Here is a 17,855-nt window from a genome sequence, read left to right as displayed (position 1 = left end):
CCTGTTCAATGTTGACGCAATAGTGCTGTTTTTTGAGGAAATAAATAGCACTGAAAACAAAGCCAAACGGTGCTGTTAACATGTGATGAAGATAAGTTTACAAAAATGAATAAGCTGCTCATACCAATAGATAAAATTGTCGCAAACAAGGCGTTTGCCCTTAGCGACGTCGATCAAGTGCATCTTGAGTGGTATGAAGTCCATAAAAGACGCCTGACGCGTAATACAATAAACGGAAAAGCAATCCTTATGCAATTGGACCAGGGAGCGGAATGGCACCATGGTGATGGTTTATTTCATCAGGAAGCGTTACAAGCGATCCTGGTTGTCAAGCCTTCGTTGACGATAAGATTTAATCCAACGGATTTGGTTCAGCTTGCAGATTTCGGTTATTTCATCGGAAACAGACATCTGCCGATATTCAACGTAACAGATGCCGAATCGCTTCGTCTTCCTTACGATGGACGGCTTTATGAACAGGTTCTGGCAAAATATGGAACGTCGATTCAGTTGGAGGAAGCCTTACTGTTATCCGAAGATTTGATTCGTTTGCAGGCGAAAAATAAGAAGAATCCAGATTTGAAAGGAGTAGACGGGCATATCAGCCTGGGTGAACAAGTTCGAAAAGATAATTAAATGAAAGTGAATCGAATTATAGTTGTATTGCTTTTGGTATGCTGTGGTATATGGAGTGCCTGCCAAAATCGGCAATCCGGCACGCTCAACAGTCAAGTGAAAGCAGTCGATAGTAGAGGGAAGGAAGTTGTGTTGGCGCATGTGGCAAAGCGTGTAGTTGTACTATTCCCTTCGCTTGTTGATGAAGTGTATATGTTGGGCGCTGAAAATAGCCTTGTAGGTATTCCTGAACAGGTTTATCAGCTCGAAGATATTTATAGCTTTTTATCCAAATTGGATCAAAGAATTGCAAAAAAAGAACTGGCAACGCCTACCTTCGCAGGCCAGGCAAATAATGTAGAAAGCATAGTGGGCTTGAACCCTGATCTTGTTTTGACGTTCAATACTGATCAGGATAATATTTCTCAATTAGAAGATCTTGGAATTCCCGTGTTTACTTTTTCTTCGCAAGATGAAAAAAGTATTTTTAATGAACTGATAGGGATGGGAACCTTACTCGGAAAGCAAGCGCGAGCGGAAGAAATTGTTCAATTTGTTTCGGCGGAGATCAAAAAAATGACTGCTCCTAAAGATCAAATACAGAAGAAGGTTTATTATGCCTGGTCTAAAGGTAGAGTGCTTTCGACATCCGGTCGTGGTAGTTTGATTGATATGGCGATCCGTCTTTCGGGTGCAGCGAATGCCTGCCCGTTGGAAATGGAAGCCCCAAATGTCGGCGCAGAAACGATTTATAAATGGAATCCGGACCTCATTATTCTTTGGAATTCTAAATTGACAGACGTATATAATCTGAAGGAACTCGCGGCATTACCTGCAGTGAAAAATAAACAGGTATTTGTGATGTCACCGTCCTTCCCATTCGATCCACATACCGTCAAATTTATGCTTTTTGCCAAACAGATTAGGCATTGGTGTTTTTCGGATTATACGAAACAGCAGCTTGATCAGGATATGACCATAGCTTTTGAAAAACTATACGGTAAAGCAGGACTACTTCAATGATACATCAATTAAAAAAGCTGTTTCTGCTAGTTGTTTTACCGTTGTTGGTTTTATTGCTTTCCTTACTTGTAGGATCAAGTCAGAACATTGGTTTTGTCGAGCTCTGTCAGCGCATCGGATTGGAAGTGGGAATTTATATCGGAGACCATAATACGGTATTGAAAGATAACATGGATACGATATTGTGGCAGGTACGTTTACCACGGATTCTGTTGACCTTTATGGTCGGAGCAGCATTAGCTTCTTCCGGCGGAATTTTACAGGCCATTTTTAGGAATCCAATCGTTGATCCTTTTACATTGGGTATTTCTTCGGGATCTGCTTTTGGGGCCGCATTGGCCATGTTGTTCCCTCTATTGTCCGTCAATCTATCGGCATTTCTGTTTGGTGTATGTGCTGTAGGTTTAACCTATTTTGTTTCAAATGCCGGCTTGAAAACCTCGATTATTGGGATGGTGTTGGCTGGAATGGTTATTTCCGGTGTATTTACAGCGATGCTAACCCTGTTACAATACATTAGTGATCCCTATAAATTACAAGCTATTGTGCAATGGACAATGGGGAACCTACATACAGCATCATGGTCGAAAGTACAGCAAGCGTTCCTGCCGATCACAATAGGATTGGGCATCCTGATCCTTTTGCGCTGGAAGCTGAATCTTCTCGCCCTTGGTGATCAAGAAGCAATTGCTGTTGGCGTTAACCCGAAAATATTGAAATTGGTCTTCATTGCTGTAGCAACACTAATTACGGCATCAGCTGTAGCAGCTGTCGGGGTGATTAGTCTGTTCGGATTAATTGTACCACATATCAGCCGCATGATCTTTGGACCCAATAACAATATTATTGTGTGGGCAAATATCAGTATTGGAGGTACTTTCCTATTACTTATCGATGATTTTTCTAGGGCTGTTATGCCATTTGAAATTCCGATCGGTGTTTTTACAATGATTATTGGCGCTCCCTTGTTTATTTATCTGATGCGTCGTAACGAAATCAACTGGAATTCATGAGTAATTCGATTCATATCAAAAAACTTTCTTTTGCCTATGGTAAGGATATCATTTTAAATGATGTAAACATGTCATTTCCGGAAGGAAAGCTTTCTGTTATTCTTGGTCGAAATGGAAGTGGTAAATCGACTCTGTTTAATATTATTGCCGGGCTGGAAAAAAAATATAATGGATCAGTTCTTATCGGTGAAACAGAACGTCGCGATTGGAAGGTTGGTCGGGCCAATTCATTGAAATTGGGTTTTCTCAACCAGTTCCATCAGACCACATTTCCTTTTAGCGTTGTTGATGTTATTCTGACGGGACGCGCCTCGTTTTCTCGTTTTTCACCAAGTAAGGAAGACTTCGAGGCCGTTGAACAGATCTTGGATAGATTTAACCTCACACATTTAAAGGACAAACCCTATACCTCTTTATCTGGAGGAGAGCGACAATTGGTATTACTTTGTCGCGTGTTGGTACAACAACCTGATTTATTATTGCTTGATGAACCCACCAATCATTTGGATCTGAACTATCAGATTGCGGTTCTGCAGACAGCCAAGGAGCTGGTCAAAGAGGGGACAACCGTGTTATGTGTGATGCACGACCCCAACATGGCGTACCTTTTTGGTGATCAGTTTTATCTGATGAAGGACAATAGGCTTGTGGATCTGCACGGTCTGGAGCAAGAGCAAGTACGGGAATTATTGGAACAGACCTATCAACTTCCTTTGATCAGTTTGGAAAATCAGAAGAAATGGATGTTTGTTCCGATGCTGGGTGCGGATAAGGCATTTGACACCATTGCGGGTTCAGCGCATAACGGCGAAGCCAAAATTGAAATGAATACGCCATGACGAAGCTGCCTGAGTAGGTGTGCTTATGAAAAATCATGGTTTGCAAGTGAGATGCTCAGTTTACTGTGCAAATATTTTAAAAATAGCTATAACGATATGAATACCATCAAAGACAGCGGCAATATATTGATTAATAATCAACTGATAAGCAAACGATGTTTTCCCACGCAACCCCATTTGAAAAATATCAGCATATCTCGTGTTGAAAAGGAAGATATTGATGTCGTATTACCTTATGTCATTGAATTTCGGAAACAGTTGTTTCCGATGTTGGATGCACATAAACTTCCCAAAGATCTACTGGCATTTTCAGCCGTGTATCTTGAGGCTGAAGCTGGTGCATTCTTGCAGGCAAAAGATCAGCAGGGTAAACTGATTGGCGTCGTTGGCATGCTGGCTTATGACTACCGTTTCCCGCATTTGGATATTGATAGAAGGAAAACGGTGGAAGTAGCCCGTCTTTTTGTGGACCCGAGTTACCGTAGGTCAGGTTTGGGAACGGCCTTATTCAAGGGCTTGGTCGCTGTAGTTAAGGAGAAAGGTATCGAAAGGCTTTATTTACATACCCACCCATTCCTCACTGGAGCCTATGAGTTTTGGGGAAAACAGGGATTTCAATTGAAAGACTTTTGTAATGAATCGAATTTTCCAACGATACACATGGAATTATTCGTTGATCGTATTGCTTAACCCTAAAAGTGGATAAGCCAAAAAATATATAATTTATTCGAATGAACAACGTAATGAAAGCGCTAGCTTTCGCTTTATTGACAAGTGCTTCCGTACCGGGAGCGGTGTATGCACAACAAGGTGTGGCACTATTTGGTAAGATCCAGGATGAAAACGGTAATCCAATCTCAGGGGTCACATTAACCCTGGCAGATCGACAACAACAGACAAGTTCTAATGCTCAGGGCGAATTTAGTTTTACCGGAATAACATCTTTTCCTGTACAGCTACGTGCAGCTGCAATTGGGTATAAGCCTGTATTGCTGGATTTGAACACGGCCAACTGGAATGCAAAAAAAGGAGTTCGATTGCTTATGGTAGCCGGTGATAATACATTGGATGAAGTATTGGTTACGGGTAGACGTAACAATTCATATCTGACAAATAATATGGAGCTGGGGGGTAAATTTGCAGGAAAATTAAAGGATCTACCGCAATCTGTCGCTGTACTCAGTAAGGAATTTATCGAAGATAAACAGGCCTTTACTACTGGAGCGCTGGTACAGGACCTGGCTGGTGTGACAGAAGCATCTTCCTATGATGATGTTGTTATCCGCGGTTTCAAAAGCGGTTACGAAACGGGTGTTCGACTTGTCAATGGTTTACGCTCGGGGTATGGGTATGGTAACAGTTATTATAATTCACCATTAACGATCAATCTTGAAAATATCGAGGTTTTGAAAGGGCCTGGGGCATCTTTGTTTGGGGATATTGTGCCGGGTGGTACAATTAATATGACGACAAAGAAGCCTTTGGAAGATTTTAAGGGGCATGTGAATTTTGCTGGCGGTAGTTTTGAAACGATGCGAACTACTGTAGATCTCGGTGGACCATTGGATAGTGCCAGACGTATTTTATATCGTTTTAACGCGGGTTATGAAGATACCAAGACTTTCCGTGATGTAAATCGTCAGAAACGAATGATGATTGCTCCTTCCTTTACCTTCAAACCAGCTGAAGGCACGGTGGTTGATATTGACATGGTATATAATCAGTTCAACGGTTATCTTGATCGGGGAATGGGTATTAAGGAAAATAACTTTTATGCGTTGCCAAGATCATTTACGTTGAGCCAGCCTTCCGATTTTTATAATTCCAAGACTTTTTCATTAAGCGCTCGTTTGTCTCAGCGTCTGGCAGAACATGTTAGTTTGAATCTGAGTTACATGAAATCCATCTATCAGGAAGATGTCAATGAACACCGGACAATGAATACGTTTGCTGATGCACCACATAATACCATTATGAATATGCGCTTTTTTGATCGCCATGGGCGTGATTATACCGATAATGTTGTCGGTTACGTCAAGTGGGATCTTTTGGGCGATAGAGTTGATCATCATTTGGTTGCTGGGATTGATTTTGCCCAATATCGGGGCGACAAAGAAAACCAATTGCGGGAGGCTAGGCAGCAAACTATAGATGGTAAAGTTGTTCCTTTGACTTTTGATTTAAACAATCCTACCTATACGACTCATGATCTGACGAATTATGTATGGCGTACAGGAGTCGCTTATCCTTTTTTGAGCCCTTATAAAACAACGGGTAAATATATACAGGATCAAATCAGCATTGACGACCGACTGAAACTTATTGTAGGTCTACGTCATGAACACTATTCTTCTGAGACACTTGATGGACAAAATCGGTTTCATGCGACACAAAATGCCTTATTACCTCGTTTTGGTGTAACCTATGGAATCAATAAACAGATTAACTATTTTGCAAGTTATTCACAGGGGTTTGTGCCTGTAGGCGCCAATTTTATTCAGAACTATAAAGATTATGGTGCCGATAAACCCTTTGATGCCGAGCGGAGTTTCCAGGTGGAAACAGGGGTGAAGACGGGTTTCATTAAGGAACAATTGCAAGTTGATCTATCCTTATTCCGAATTGAACGACGGAATATGCTCATTGCCACAGGGGCTATCAATGATTCAGGGCTGCCGGAGTATAGACAATCCGGCAAAGCGCTATCGCAGGGTGTTGAACTCGATGTGCGTGGGCAGTTGACACGGGAGTTTCAGGTTATGGCCAATTATACCTATAATGATACGGAGGTGAAATCATCCTCGGTTCCTTCTGAAATAGGACAGTCCCTGCCGGGAGCACCCAAAAATATGGCGAGTGCCTGGTTAAAATATGTGTTTTCAAATAGTACCTTAAAAGGCTTAGGTTTGGGTGCTGGTGTTTATTATGTAGACCGTAAGCGGATGGACAATAGTATCGGAAAGGATAGCGATGGAAATGCACTCTGGGGACAATGGCCATCTTATACAACTGTTAATGCAGCGGCCTATTACCACATTGGTGCTATGAAAATGGCCGTAAACCTGAACAATGTATTCGATAAATATTACTTTTTAGGTGGTTTTGACTACACGAGAGCCTTTGCTGGTGCACCGAGAAATATCATGGTATCAGTTGGTTACTCTTTTTAAATTCGAAAGATTGATCTAAAATCTCCAAAGCGGGCTTTTTCAACAAATTTGGACTATTTAATTCAAGATTTGTGCTAGTCAAGTAGCCCGCTTTGGTTGTAAATTTGAACAACAAATAATAGAATTGTGAACACAAGAATGAGGTATAGTTTAGTCTTTTTAGTTTTCCTTTTGAGCACCCTGCTCATGAAAGGAATAGCTATACCGACGCATTCTACTGTCCAAAGTTTACCCGTCTTCCGGATAAGCCTGGCGGCTTTCCATACTCATGTAGAACAAGGTTCAGGAAATTCCGAGCGGGAAAATTTGGTCGCTGCGGTTAAAGATCATGATGTCTATGATATCACCGAACAGATGGACCTCAAAGATGAATGGAGCAAGCTGCTCTATTGGGGAGTGCTTTCAATTTGTCTTTTTGTATTCTGCTATCCTGTACGTCTCAAAATTCAGAATAACAGAAGGCCTTATATGGATCGATTGATCCTTCCGCCAAAATATATTCTTTTCCAAAGTTTAAAGATCCCGTTTCTGGGGTAAAAATTTCCATTTCTTACAACGGTTGAGAAAAGACAGACCTTGCGCTGCGTAGGGGTGTAATCTGTCCTATTCATCACGATTTTGAACGATTTTTTTAAGTCGTATGGCCTTGTCGTGACCTGTACTCACCGTGACTTGTTTTAATTCGAATAACAACAATTTAAATAATATTTATATGCATTTATTACCTAGAGAGACAGAGAAGCTATTGCTTCATCTTGCCGGCGAACTAGCGAAAAAACGTAAAGCTAGAGGACTTAAATTAAACTATCCGGAGTCTATTGCATTGATCAGTAGTGAACTTTTGGAAGCTGCTCGTGACGGACGTACTGTTGCGGATTTAATGCAGTATGGTGCAACGTTGTTGACACGTGAAGATGTCATGGAAGGTGTCCCTGAAATGATTCATGATGTACAGATTGAAGCTACATTTCCAGATGGTACAAAACTGGTTACTGTTCATAACCCGATTCGCTAATTGTTAAAAATATAATCTATGATCCCAGGAGAATTTTTTATTGCAGATGGCTGTGTTATCTGCAATGAAGGTAGAGAAATTACAACGATCACTGTGACAAATACAGGTGATAGACCAATTCAGGTAGGTTCACATTTTCATTTCTTTGAGGTGAACAAAATGATGGAGTTTGATCGTGAAAAAGCATTTGGCAAACGGTTGAATATTATCGCCAGTACAGCAATTCGTTTTGAACCAGGTGAATCAAAAGACGTCGAATTGGTCCCTTATGCAGGTGCAAGAAGGATCTATGGCCACAATGATTTGGCAAATGGAGATACCGAAACCGAAGTTGCGAAAGCAAATGCAATGAAAAAAGTAAAAGAACAAGGCTTTAAAAACAAAGTATCATGAGTTTAAAAGTTAGCAAATTAAATTATAGCGCCATCTTTGGCCCTACAAGTGGAGATAAAATCCGTTTAGGAGATACAGATATCATTATTGAAGTCGAAAAAGACTATGCTTACTACGGCGATGAAGCCAAATTTGGCGGTGGTAAGACTGTCCGTGACGGGATGTGCCAATCTTCAGTTCATACACGTGATGAAGGTACATTGGATATGGTGATCACTGATGCTATCGTCATTGACCACTGGGGTATCGTGAAAGGTGATATTGGTATTAAGGATGGTAAAATTGTTGGTGTTGGTCGTGCTGGAAATCCGGATACAATGGACAATATTACACCAAATATGATTATCGGTGCTTCTACTGAGGTACATGGTGGATCGGGATATATCTTAACTCCAGGTGGTATTGATACCCATATTCACTATATCAGCCCAACACAAGTTGAAACGGCCTTGTATAGTGGTGTTACAACAATGATTGGTGGTGGTACAGGTCCAGCGGATGGAACAAATGCAACTACAGTAACACCGGGTAAATGGAATTTACGCCGCATGTTGCAAGCTGTTGAAGACCTTCCAATGAACTTCGGTTTCTTTGGTAAAGGAAACGTAGGTACGGAACAACCTATTGTGGAGCAAATTGAAGCAGGCGCGCTAGGCGTTAAAATCCACGAAGATTGGGGTGCTACACCAGCAACAATCGACAGAGCTTTGACTGTTGCAGATCAATACGATGTGCAGGTTGCAATCCATACAGATACCTTGAATGAAGCGGGTTTCTTAGAAGATACGATCCAAGCTATCAATGGACGTGTCATCCATACATTCCATACAGAGGGTGCTGGTGGTGGTCACGCTCCAGATATCATCAAATCGGCGATGTATCCAAATGTTTTGCCAGCATCGACAAATCCAACACGTCCATTCACAAAAAATACGATTGACGAGCACTTGGATATGCTGATGGTTTGTCACCACTTGAGTAAAGAAATTCCGGAAGACGTAGCTTTTGCTGACTCTCGTATCCGTCCAGAAACGATTGCTGCTGAGGATGTACTGCAAGATCGCGGTGTATTCAGTATCATGAGCTCGGATTCGCAGGCAATGGGTCGTGTAGGTGAAGTCATTACACGGACTTGGCAGACTGCAGACAAAATGAAGAAGCAAGTAGGCCCATTACCTGAAGACGAAGGCAAGGACAACGATAATTTCCGTGCACGCCGCTATGTAGCGAAATACACGATCAATCCAGCAATTGCTCATGGTATTTCCAAATATGTTGGTTCAATCGAGCCCGGTAAAATTGCCGATATGGTGATCTGGCGTCCTGCTTTATTTGGCGCAAAACCAGAAATGATTATTAAGGGCGGGATGATTATCGCTTCAAAAATGGGTGATGCGAATGCTTCCATTCCTACGCCACAGCCAATTATTTTAAGAACAATGTTCGGTGGTTTAGGTAAAGCTGTTCACCAAACTTGTTTTGACTTTGTCTCTAAAATTTCATTGGAAAAAGGAATTAAAGAAGAATATAAATTGGAAAGAACCTTACTTGCTGTAGAAAATTGTCGGAATATCTCCAAAAAAGATATGATCCACAATGACGCTACACCTGAAATTATCGTTAATCCAGAAAATTATGAGGTAAGTCTTGACGGTGAGATCTTGCGATCAAAACCGGTTGATACAGTTTCGTTGGGACAACGATACTTCTTGTTTTAACCCTATAGTACTTTTTTATGGCGTGATCCGATATCACGCCATAAACTATGAAAAACAATATGTTGATGAAATCATCATGAGCTTATCAAAAGCGCATAAAGAGAGGGAATAATGACCGCTCATGATGCTTCATTACTGCTAAAATACGATTTACGCTAATGAAAAATTTGAAGACATTTTTAGGCTGTTGTATAGCAATAGCATGCTTTACGATACAATCGGCCTATGCGCAAAAGGGGGGTATCATGGTTTATGGGTCACTGAATTACCACGAAACAACAGCTGGGCATCAATTTAGTGCCGCTCCGGTAGGTGCTGCCTATTTTTTCACGGACAACATGAATGCGGGGCTAAACTATGGATTCAATTCTGCTAAGGATAAAGCATTGGATTTCACAGATCATTCGCATGAAATAGGACCTTTCTATAGTAATACTTGGCCTCTGAGTGAGCATTTCATGTTAATTGGCCAGGTTGATGTTCATTATTTGTGGGGCGATCAACATGTCGTTACCGGTGGTACTATGGTCGATGGTAAATACAATGGCTATCTATTCAGAGTGTACCCGCTTGTGGGTATCGCCTTGGGAAAAGGTTGGGCATTAAAAGCTAAAGTGGCAGAATTGTCTTATAAAAAGAGAAATAGTAAAGATGCTGCTATTCCCAATGATCACGAAGTCATTACGGGAATCAATGGATCTACAGTAGGTTTAGGCTTATCTAAAAATCTATTTATTAAAAATTAAAAAATGATAATCACGGAAATCACAAGGAATATTCAGGGGGAGCAGATCAATAAGCGTCTTGATTCGCTCGCTATTGAATGGTATGAGTCGACCAAACGTATTCAACGTTTACGTACAGCGGAGGGAATGGATATTGCCGTCAAATTGTTGGGTAATACCTCCAGTTTGCAGGATGGCGATATCTTGTACGAAGATGAAGAGAAAATGGTTGTGGTAACGATCAAACCTTGTGAAGTAATCCGTGTCATGGCAATTGATTTCCTGCGAACTGCTTTTGTAGCCAGTGAAATTGGAAACAAACATTTGCCTCTATTTGTGGAGGCAAATGAATTGCTTATGCCTTATGAAAGGTCAATGTACGAGTGGTTAGCGAAACAGGGGTTTGACCCGCAACGTTGCGAGCGCCAACTTTTACGTCAGCTCAATGCAAATGTCGACCCAAAACATCATCAGAAGATGAAGTTTTCGACGAAGAATATACCGCTCTTAATCAGCGATAAAGCCTTCATGAATTCGCAAGGGCCAGCAGTTATGAAATGAGATTGAAGATCCTTTCTGTCCGATAAGCGAACGTAGCGAGCGCATTGATGTCTTAATGGGAAAAATAGGGATCAAAGGAAAAACTTGGTCAGCTTGGATGCCCAATGATAGCGAAGACTACGCAAGGGGCTGATTGGTCCTTGAAGATATATACTTACAATAAAAAATAATGTCAATGAAAAATACATTTCTAGGCAAGTTACTTCATCTAGCAGATCCTACATTGCCAATTGGTGGGTTTACCCATTCCAATGGACTGGAGACCTATGTGCAACAGGGCTTGGTCTGTGATAAGGCTACGGCGGACAATTATGTGCGTCATAACCTCTGGTATAATCTGAAGTACAATGATGCTGCTTTGATGAAATTGGCCTATGAAGCAACTTCTTCGCAGGACATGGATGCATTGATCGCCCTAGATCAAGAATGTACAGCATTAAAAAGTCCAAGAGAAATTCGCGATGCCAGTAAAAAACTGGGCGTCCGTATTTATAAAATATTCAGTCGGTATCAACAGCAGGATTTTATGTTGTCCTGGGGTGAATTAATCCAAAAGAAGGAAGTAGATAGTCATTACTGTTTGATGTATGGCATGTTGGCGTCACTTTTAGCAATTCCTTTGGAAGAAGCGTTACACGGCTTTTATTATAATGCCGCTATTACAATGGTGACCAATGCTGTTAAACTGGTGCCATTAGGGCAGTTGGATGGCCAAGATATACTTTTTGGTTTACATGATGATATACTTGATCTCTGCAAAGAGACCTTAACAGTTGAACGGAATTTAGTGGGCTTATGCAACATTGGATTTGACATCCGTTGCATGCAACACGAACGATTATATTCTAGAGTTTATATTTCTTAAAAAACAATTACAATGGAAAATAGAAAATATGTTAAAATAGGAGTTGGTGGACCAGTAGGGTCTGGTAAAACAGCATTATTGGAAAGATTGAGCAGACGTTTGATGAATGAAATTGATCTTGCAGTAATTACAAATGATATCTATACGAAGGAAGATGCGGAGTACATGGCTAAAAATAGTTTGCTGCCCCGTGAACGAATTATCGGTGTAGAAACCGGCGGTTGCCCGCATACGGCCATACGGGAGGATGCGAGTATGAATCTGGAAGCTGTAGATGAACTAGCAAGCCGCTTCCCGGATTTAGAGTTGATTTTGATTGAAAGTGGTGGTGATAACCTAACTTCTACCTATAGCCCGGATCTGGCCGATATTACCATTTTCGTAATTGATGTTGCCGAAGGTGAAAAAATGCCTCGTAAAGGTGGTCCAGCAATTACAAGATCTGATCTTTTATTGATCAATAAGAAAGATTTGGCACCCTATGTAGGCGCAAGCTTAGAAGTAATGGAGCATGATGCACGTAAAATGCGTAAAGGTTCTCCATTCTTATTTTCAAATCTAAAAACCGGAGATGGTTTGGAAGAGATTGTAGGCTGGATTAAAAAATACGCACTCCTTCAAGATGTTGAGGAACCTAATTTACTACGTTAGTTATGATCTGTTCTTTAGATATTAAAATAGCACATCGCGAAGGAAAATCCTTTTTAAAAGATGCATATGCGACACAACCGTTTCGTATCGTTCCAGTTGGACAATATCAAAAAGACAATGCAGCGTATCTGATGATTATGAGTTCATCGCCTGGTTTGTTGGATGGAGATGACCATCGTATTCAAGTTGATATTGCTCCGGGCGCTAAGCTGCAGTTACAAACGCAAGCTTACCAGCGTTTGTTTCATATGAAAGGCCATTCGTCCCAAACTATGGAAGTGAATATCGGTGAAAATGCTGTTTTTTCTTATGTGCCCCATCCTGTAGTACCACAACATTCGTCTCATTTTTTGAGCCATAACATTGTACATCTTGCTTCTAATTGTCACTTATTGCTTAGTGAAATCGTGACTTGTGGTCGGAAAATGTCCGGAGAAGAGTTTATGTACAATCACTTTCAAAATCTGACAGAATGTTATGTCAATGGTAGGCTTGTAGTGAAAGATAATGTATTGCTGCAGCCAGATCGTATGCCTATACAAGGCTTGGGTATTTTGGAAGGCTATACGCATCAGGGAACTTTGATCTACCTTAATAGTGCCGGCTTGAATCCAAGTGACTGGATCGAGACTTTCCATGAACAATATGGGGAAACCAAAGACGTTGCGTTTGGTATTAGTGAATTGCAGCACGACGGTTTTATGGTTCGCGTTTTAGGTTACGGTGCCGAACAGCTTTATCTTCTTTTTAAAGAAATGCAAAGCGCATTATGGGACAACATATTTTTGAATAACAACTAATTATATTCCAATGAAAAATAACATCCTAGCTTTTGTAAAAGCTTTTTTTAAAGGATTTGGGCAAATTATGTTACAGGGTAACATTTGGACGGGTATTTTATTTATAGGCGCCATTATTTATGATTCGGCACTAATGGGCTTTGCGGGAATCCTCGCCAATATCGTCGGGGTATTGACTGCCAAGTTGATGAAATTTGATGAGGGTCATATCAATGATGGACTCTTCGGATTTAATGCTACGCTTTATGGTATTGCTTTGGTTTTCTATTTTCAGACAAACGTCTGGGTATGGGGAGCTTTAATCGTCGGATCTGCGTTGACCACCATCTTGATGGGTTTTGCATTAAAGAAGAATCTGCCGGTATTTACATTTCCTTTTATCTTAATTACCTGGATCGCATTGTATGTGTTGAGTATTCCAGAATTGGCTTTAAGGACGGTACCCGAGCATTTTGTTGATATTCAAGAAATGGATGATTTCTTAATTGAAGGCCATGCCTTTGGTCAGGTTATTTTTCAGGGTAGTTTAATTGCTGGATTGATCTTTTTCATTGGGGTTTTCCTGAGCAATCCCATGGGAGCACTTTACGGTTTCGCTGCTGTTATCATCAGTGTTTATATTTCGCACCATGGCCATGAATCTGCAGATATGACCAATAATGGCATTTTTAGCTTCAATGCGGTTTTGGTTGGAATCGCTCTGAGCGGCCCACGTGTTCGTGATGGCGTATATGTACTGATCGGAACAATTATCGCCACATATTTTGATCACTTTTTGATTCATAACGGCTGGACAACATTGACTTTCCCATTTGTTTTTGCGATGTGGGCGATGCAACCGGTCAAACTTATCGATAAATGGTTGGTGAATAAATTTTCATCAGCAGAAGGGACTTCCTAGTCCTTTTTGTGAACTAAAATTTTATGTATGTTTAAATTTCGTTTAATAAAACTATTCCCAATAATGCTCTTATTGGGAATTCATGTAAATACTGCCTACGGGCAAGTCAGTCCACCGGGGTTAGGAAAAGCAAGGACCGCATCTTGGTCTGTTCTGGGCCTACGCCGGAAACTGGATAGTGCGGGAACCAAAGAGGCACTAACCTACATCGGTCTGGGAACCAAAAGTACGCCCGACGATTCAAATCCATTTCATAAGCAGGCCATTTGGGTGCTAAATCATGAAGTCTATCATAAGTTTGCCAAGAATCAACAATATAGCTATGCATTGAGCTATCGTCGCCAAAACGTTTATGATGAGGCGGCACCCTACCATAATGAAGGTGTCGAGCAAGAATTTAGGTTATATGGGCGATATGCGTATACATTTATCCTGAATGATCGTTTGAAATGGAAAAATACCTTAAGGCAAGAGTTTCGAAAGTTCTTTACAGCTGATTTTCAGAAAACAGAAGAGAATTTTCAATTTAGGACTCGCTTGAAATCGCAGCTAAATTTTAAAATTTCGGCTAAAAATAAGCAAGAATTGGCTTTGAGCGCAGAAGGGCTTTTTGCAATCAGTAAGCTTTACGAACCTGCTAGTACATGGTCTAGCTTTGCTTATAAAGAGACCCGTCTGGGTTTCTATTACATGACAGATATTCCAAAAACACCTTTGCGATTGGATCTGGGGTATATGAACGACTTAATTAAAGGCTATGACAAAGTAGATTTTGGCGTTCATTATTTGGCCGTAGATTTAATCTGGAATTTACCTTACAGTAAAAAACATTAGCCCGCCATAAACTTATGTTTTCGATAGTCACTGGGTGAATACCCAGTGATTTTTTTAAATAGCCGAGTAAAATACGAGGGCGATTGAAATTTCAATTCAAAGGCTATACCGGCAATATCTCTCGTAGCATCCTGCAGCAGAATCTGGCTATGTAAGATACTTATTTCGCTAATCCATTGTTTCGGTGGTTTATTCGTCGCTTCTTTAACACATTTATTGAGGTAGTTTTCTGAAATATGTAATAAATTGGCATAGAATAATACGTTTTTATGATCGATATGGAATTTTTGTACATATTCGCGAAAACGGAAAGCAATATCTAGCTGTCGGCTCATCGGGGCCTTTGTTTCAATATCCGATTTTATCACCTTTAATAAGATACACTGCATCATTGAAATGCAGACTTCCATCACACGGCCCTCAGTAAAAAGTTCTTCTTCCAATAATACCAACATTTGTTGGATCCAATGTGCTACATGGGCTTTTAGTGTGGTAAAAGGATGGGAATTGAAAAATTTGATATCGTTTATACCAAGTTCAATATCAGTCACAATTTCATTTTCATAGACTACAAAAAAACCTTCTACATCATCAGAGATTGCCAGTGTGGCCGTGATATTGCCTTGTTTGATGTTAATGACTTGATTTTCAGTTAATGTGTAAGATGCGCTTTCGAGATGTTGGGTCAGGGATCCCTTCGTTACAAAAATGAGAAAATTAAACGTTGTACGATAGGGGATGACAGGCATCAGGATACTGCGTAGGTAATTCTCAATTCGATAGACTTGAATTTTATTTTCATTGAATAAATTGTGCTCAGAAACATCAGGTAGAAATAACTTTTTGTACTCGTAATTGTTGATGATCTTAATCGAATTTTTCATAGTCTTAAAACAACGTACTTACTAATGAAATCAACTAAAAAAGAATAGTTGTGTGTATGACAAATATACTTAAAAGTTGGCGAAAAACAGGTTAAAATCCAATGCTTTCATTTAAGTAATTACTGTGTTAATGGAGTGTAAAAGCCTATTTACTACATATTCTCCTGATTTCCTTTTAGAAACTCGGAGGTGAAATGTTGTTGCTGTTTTTCGTGGCTGAATTTCTCCTTATTATAGGAAGCTGAATGACCTTTGGGTATCGATAAGGTGGACCATTTATCATCCAAACATATTTTTCCGATATAGAGAATCTGCCCGATGTGGTAAGGATAATGTGCGAGTTGCCGCAAGATCGCTTCCATGACGGTATGTCCTTGATTACGGATATAGATGATTTTAACGAGATCTTCTTCTCCGAGCGATTCTATTGCTTGAAATAGACAAGCCCATCCAGCATTCCAATAAGTAATAAGCTCGTCGCGATCTGTCCAGCTGTTCTCAAATTCCTGATCCCGGTTCCTATTTTCTTTTTCACCATCTGTGCTGAGAAAATCCGTCCAACGGGAAAGCATATTTCCACCTAAATGTTTTACAATTAATGCAATGCTATTGCTTGAATCATTTGGATGCCAAAAGAGCTGTTCAGTGCTTAGTTGTGTAAATGTTTTATCACCCAATGATTTATAATATTGAAATTGCTTTATACAAGTCGCTAAGAAATTATCCATTACGCCGAAAGTTTATCATTTATATGCATATTAATATACAAAAATGTCGTGAAACCGAGACCTAAAATAGTTTTTTTTGAGCAGAAATCTGGTGGTGTTATCGATCTCACTAATTTCCTGATACTGCTTTTTGAAGTGATTAATGTGCAAATTTATAAGGAGAAGGAGAAGGAGAAGGAGAAGGAGAAGTGTGAGCAAAAAGGTCGATAAAAGCAAAGGTGATACTGGGGTATGTATCACCTTTAAGCTAACTAAACATTAAACATAAACAAACAGTCTTTATTAAAGACCACACTAAAAATTATAGTACTACTCTGCCGCTAGTTGATTTGTCAACTTGGACATTTTTTGGTTGATTTTTTAACGCAATTCTGGCAGATGTAGAAACCTTTCCCTGTAAGTTTTCTTTCACGCTGAGCGTTACATTTGCAGACGAATTCGCTTGTATTTGGGCATTTGTTGTTGAGAAACGGCTCATATCAACCGATGCCGATGAGTTGGTGTTCAAATTTAAATTTGAAGCACTTCCCGAAATGTCTTGGCTGGACGAACTACTTGCAGATACCTGCAAATTTTTACTGCTCACATTCGTTGTTAAACTACTCGAAGAACTTGTTGAAAGGCTTATATCATCCGCAATTAATCTTTTAAGGGATATGCTTGCTGAAGAAGATACGTCAACAGAAATTTTATCGGCCTTAATTGTTTCATCGGTATGAATTGAACTGCTAGAAGATGCCGAAAAACGTGTTGGTATCTTACTTGAGTAAACAGTTACGCGATTGTTTCTCGCATTTCTGACAGAACTGTTTCTTTTATACTGTACATAGAGTGTACCGTTTTTTACAGTCGTTTCGATAAGGGATAAATGCTCGGGATTATCTGCTTCAACAACAACCTCGTTGCGATTAGAGTGAATATAATCTACACGTAATGAAGTTGCCGATGAAATGCCATCTGGAGCAGTGATTTTGCGTGTTTCGCGTTCTTGTGCCTGAGCTACATATAAAAATGAAATAAAGGCAATGGTTAAGATTCTTTTCATTATTTTTCTGTTATTAGTTTAAATTTATTGTTACTGAAAGTTTCATTTTAATTCCCCTTTTTATCGTTTCTTATG

General features: G+C 40.1%; 20 protein-coding genes. 17 read left to right on the top strand and 3 right to left on the bottom strand.

From position 1 onward, the window contains the following. Window positions 1–105: 105 nt before the first annotated feature. The 17 genes from K2F45_RS18415 to K2F45_RS18335 all read left to right on the top strand — a co-directional run bounded on the left by K2F45_RS18415 (window position 106) and on the right by K2F45_RS18335 (window position 15,123). Window positions 106–636, top strand: coding sequence for an urease accessory protein UreE (locus tag K2F45_RS18415; RefSeq protein WP_075993446.1), 531 nt, complete (start codon window positions 106–108; stop codon window positions 634–636). Continuing rightward, entirely contained in the window at window positions 637–1,638 is a 1,002-nt protein-coding gene (locus K2F45_RS18410) for an ABC transporter substrate-binding protein (protein ID WP_248932004.1), read from the top strand. Next, window positions 1,635–2,651, top strand: coding sequence for a FecCD family ABC transporter permease (locus K2F45_RS18405; protein WP_075993444.1), 1,017 nt, complete (start codon window positions 1,635–1,637; stop codon window positions 2,649–2,651). The genes K2F45_RS18410 and K2F45_RS18405 overlap by 4 nt, the downstream gene beginning before the upstream one ends. After that, entirely contained in the window at window positions 2,648–3,490 is an 843-nt protein-coding gene (locus tag K2F45_RS18400) for an ABC transporter ATP-binding protein (RefSeq protein ID WP_201669220.1), read from the top strand. The genes K2F45_RS18405 and K2F45_RS18400 overlap by 4 nt, the downstream gene beginning before the upstream one ends. 96 nt (window positions 3,491–3,586) lie before the next feature. Continuing rightward, the gene (locus tag K2F45_RS18395; RefSeq protein WP_083663682.1) at window positions 3,587–4,180 is read left to right on the top strand and encodes a GNAT family N-acetyltransferase; all 594 of its coding nucleotides are present in this window, start codon (window positions 3,587–3,589) and stop codon (window positions 4,178–4,180) included. 41 nt (window positions 4,181–4,221) lie between these two features. After that, window positions 4,222–6,660, top strand: coding sequence for a TonB-dependent receptor (locus tag K2F45_RS18390; protein ID WP_248932003.1), 2,439 nt, complete (start codon window positions 4,222–4,224; stop codon window positions 6,658–6,660). 186 nt (window positions 6,661–6,846) lie between these two features. Further along, window positions 6,847–7,197 carry a hypothetical protein gene (locus K2F45_RS18385; RefSeq protein WP_075993441.1) on the top strand — a complete coding sequence of 117 codons (351 nt, stop codon included), beginning with the start codon at window positions 6,847–6,849 and terminating at the stop codon, window positions 7,195–7,197. 175 nt (window positions 7,198–7,372) lie between these two features. Beyond that, window positions 7,373–7,675: an urease subunit gamma gene (ureA, locus tag K2F45_RS18380; protein ID WP_075993440.1), complete on the top strand. Its 303-nt coding sequence runs from the start codon at window positions 7,373–7,375 to the stop codon at window positions 7,673–7,675. An 18-nt stretch (window positions 7,676–7,693) separates the two neighbouring features. After that, a complete protein-coding gene (gene ureB / locus K2F45_RS18375) occupies window positions 7,694–8,068 on the top strand; it encodes an urease subunit beta (RefSeq protein WP_075993439.1) in 375 nt (124 codons plus the stop codon). Beyond that, window positions 8,065–9,786, top strand: a complete 1,722-nt coding sequence (gene ureC / locus K2F45_RS18370) for an urease subunit alpha (protein ID WP_070567879.1) — start codon at window positions 8,065–8,067, stop codon at window positions 9,784–9,786. Before ureB ends, ureC begins: the two co-directional genes overlap by 4 nt. Window positions 9,787–9,944: 158 nt before the next feature. Beyond that, window positions 9,945–10,532 (top strand): hypothetical protein, encoded by a 588-nt coding sequence (locus K2F45_RS18365; protein ID WP_075993438.1) that lies wholly within the window; start codon window positions 9,945–9,947, stop codon window positions 10,530–10,532. A 3-nt stretch (window positions 10,533–10,535) separates the two neighbouring features. Next, entirely contained in the window at window positions 10,536–11,072 is a 537-nt protein-coding gene (locus K2F45_RS18360; protein ID WP_075993437.1) for an urease accessory protein UreE, read from the top strand. Window positions 11,073–11,247: 175 nt separating this feature from the next. Next, window positions 11,248–11,937: an urease accessory protein UreF gene (locus K2F45_RS18355; RefSeq protein ID WP_075994884.1), complete on the top strand. Its 690-nt coding sequence runs from the start codon at window positions 11,248–11,250 to the stop codon at window positions 11,935–11,937. Between the two features lie 12 nt (window positions 11,938–11,949). Beyond that, entirely contained in the window at window positions 11,950–12,588 is a 639-nt protein-coding gene (gene ureG / locus K2F45_RS18350; RefSeq protein ID WP_075993436.1) for an urease accessory protein UreG, read from the top strand. A 2-nt stretch (window positions 12,589–12,590) separates the two neighbouring features. Continuing rightward, window positions 12,591–13,388, top strand: coding sequence for an urease accessory protein UreD (locus tag K2F45_RS18345; RefSeq protein ID WP_075993435.1), 798 nt, complete (start codon window positions 12,591–12,593; stop codon window positions 13,386–13,388). Window positions 13,389–13,398: 10 nt separating this feature from the next. Then, window positions 13,399–14,289: an urea transporter gene (locus K2F45_RS18340; RefSeq protein ID WP_075993434.1), complete on the top strand. Its 891-nt coding sequence runs from the start codon at window positions 13,399–13,401 to the stop codon at window positions 14,287–14,289. A gap of 27 nt (window positions 14,290–14,316) precedes the next feature. Further along, the gene (locus K2F45_RS18335) at window positions 14,317–15,123 is read left to right on the top strand and encodes a DUF2490 domain-containing protein (protein WP_075993433.1); all 807 of its coding nucleotides are present in this window, start codon (window positions 14,317–14,319) and stop codon (window positions 15,121–15,123) included. On the opposite strand, the gene K2F45_RS18330 is transcribed toward K2F45_RS18335, so the two are convergent. From K2F45_RS18330 to K2F45_RS18320, 3 genes are all read right to left on the bottom strand, one after another. Then, entirely contained in the window at window positions 15,120–16,007 is an 888-nt protein-coding gene (locus K2F45_RS18330; RefSeq protein ID WP_075993432.1) for a helix-turn-helix domain-containing protein, read from the bottom strand. The two genes, K2F45_RS18335 and K2F45_RS18330, sit on opposite strands and share 4 nt — an antisense overlap. 152 nt (window positions 16,008–16,159) lie before the next feature. After that, on the bottom strand, window positions 16,160–16,735 hold the full coding sequence (locus K2F45_RS18325) for a DUF1572 family protein (RefSeq protein ID WP_075993431.1): 576 nt from the start codon (window positions 16,733–16,735) through the stop codon (window positions 16,160–16,162). Between the two features lie 301 nt (window positions 16,736–17,036). Next, a complete protein-coding gene (locus tag K2F45_RS18320; protein WP_075993430.1) occupies window positions 17,037–17,780 on the bottom strand; it encodes a GIN domain-containing protein in 744 nt (247 codons plus the stop codon). Between the last annotated feature and the right edge of the window lie 75 nt (window positions 17,781–17,855).

The sequence above is a fragment of the Sphingobacterium siyangense genome, assembly GCF_023277505.1.
Taxonomy (GTDB): domain Bacteria; phylum Bacteroidota; class Bacteroidia; order Sphingobacteriales; family Sphingobacteriaceae; genus Sphingobacterium; species Sphingobacterium siyangense.
This window is presented reverse-complemented; position numbering and strand designations above follow the sequence as displayed.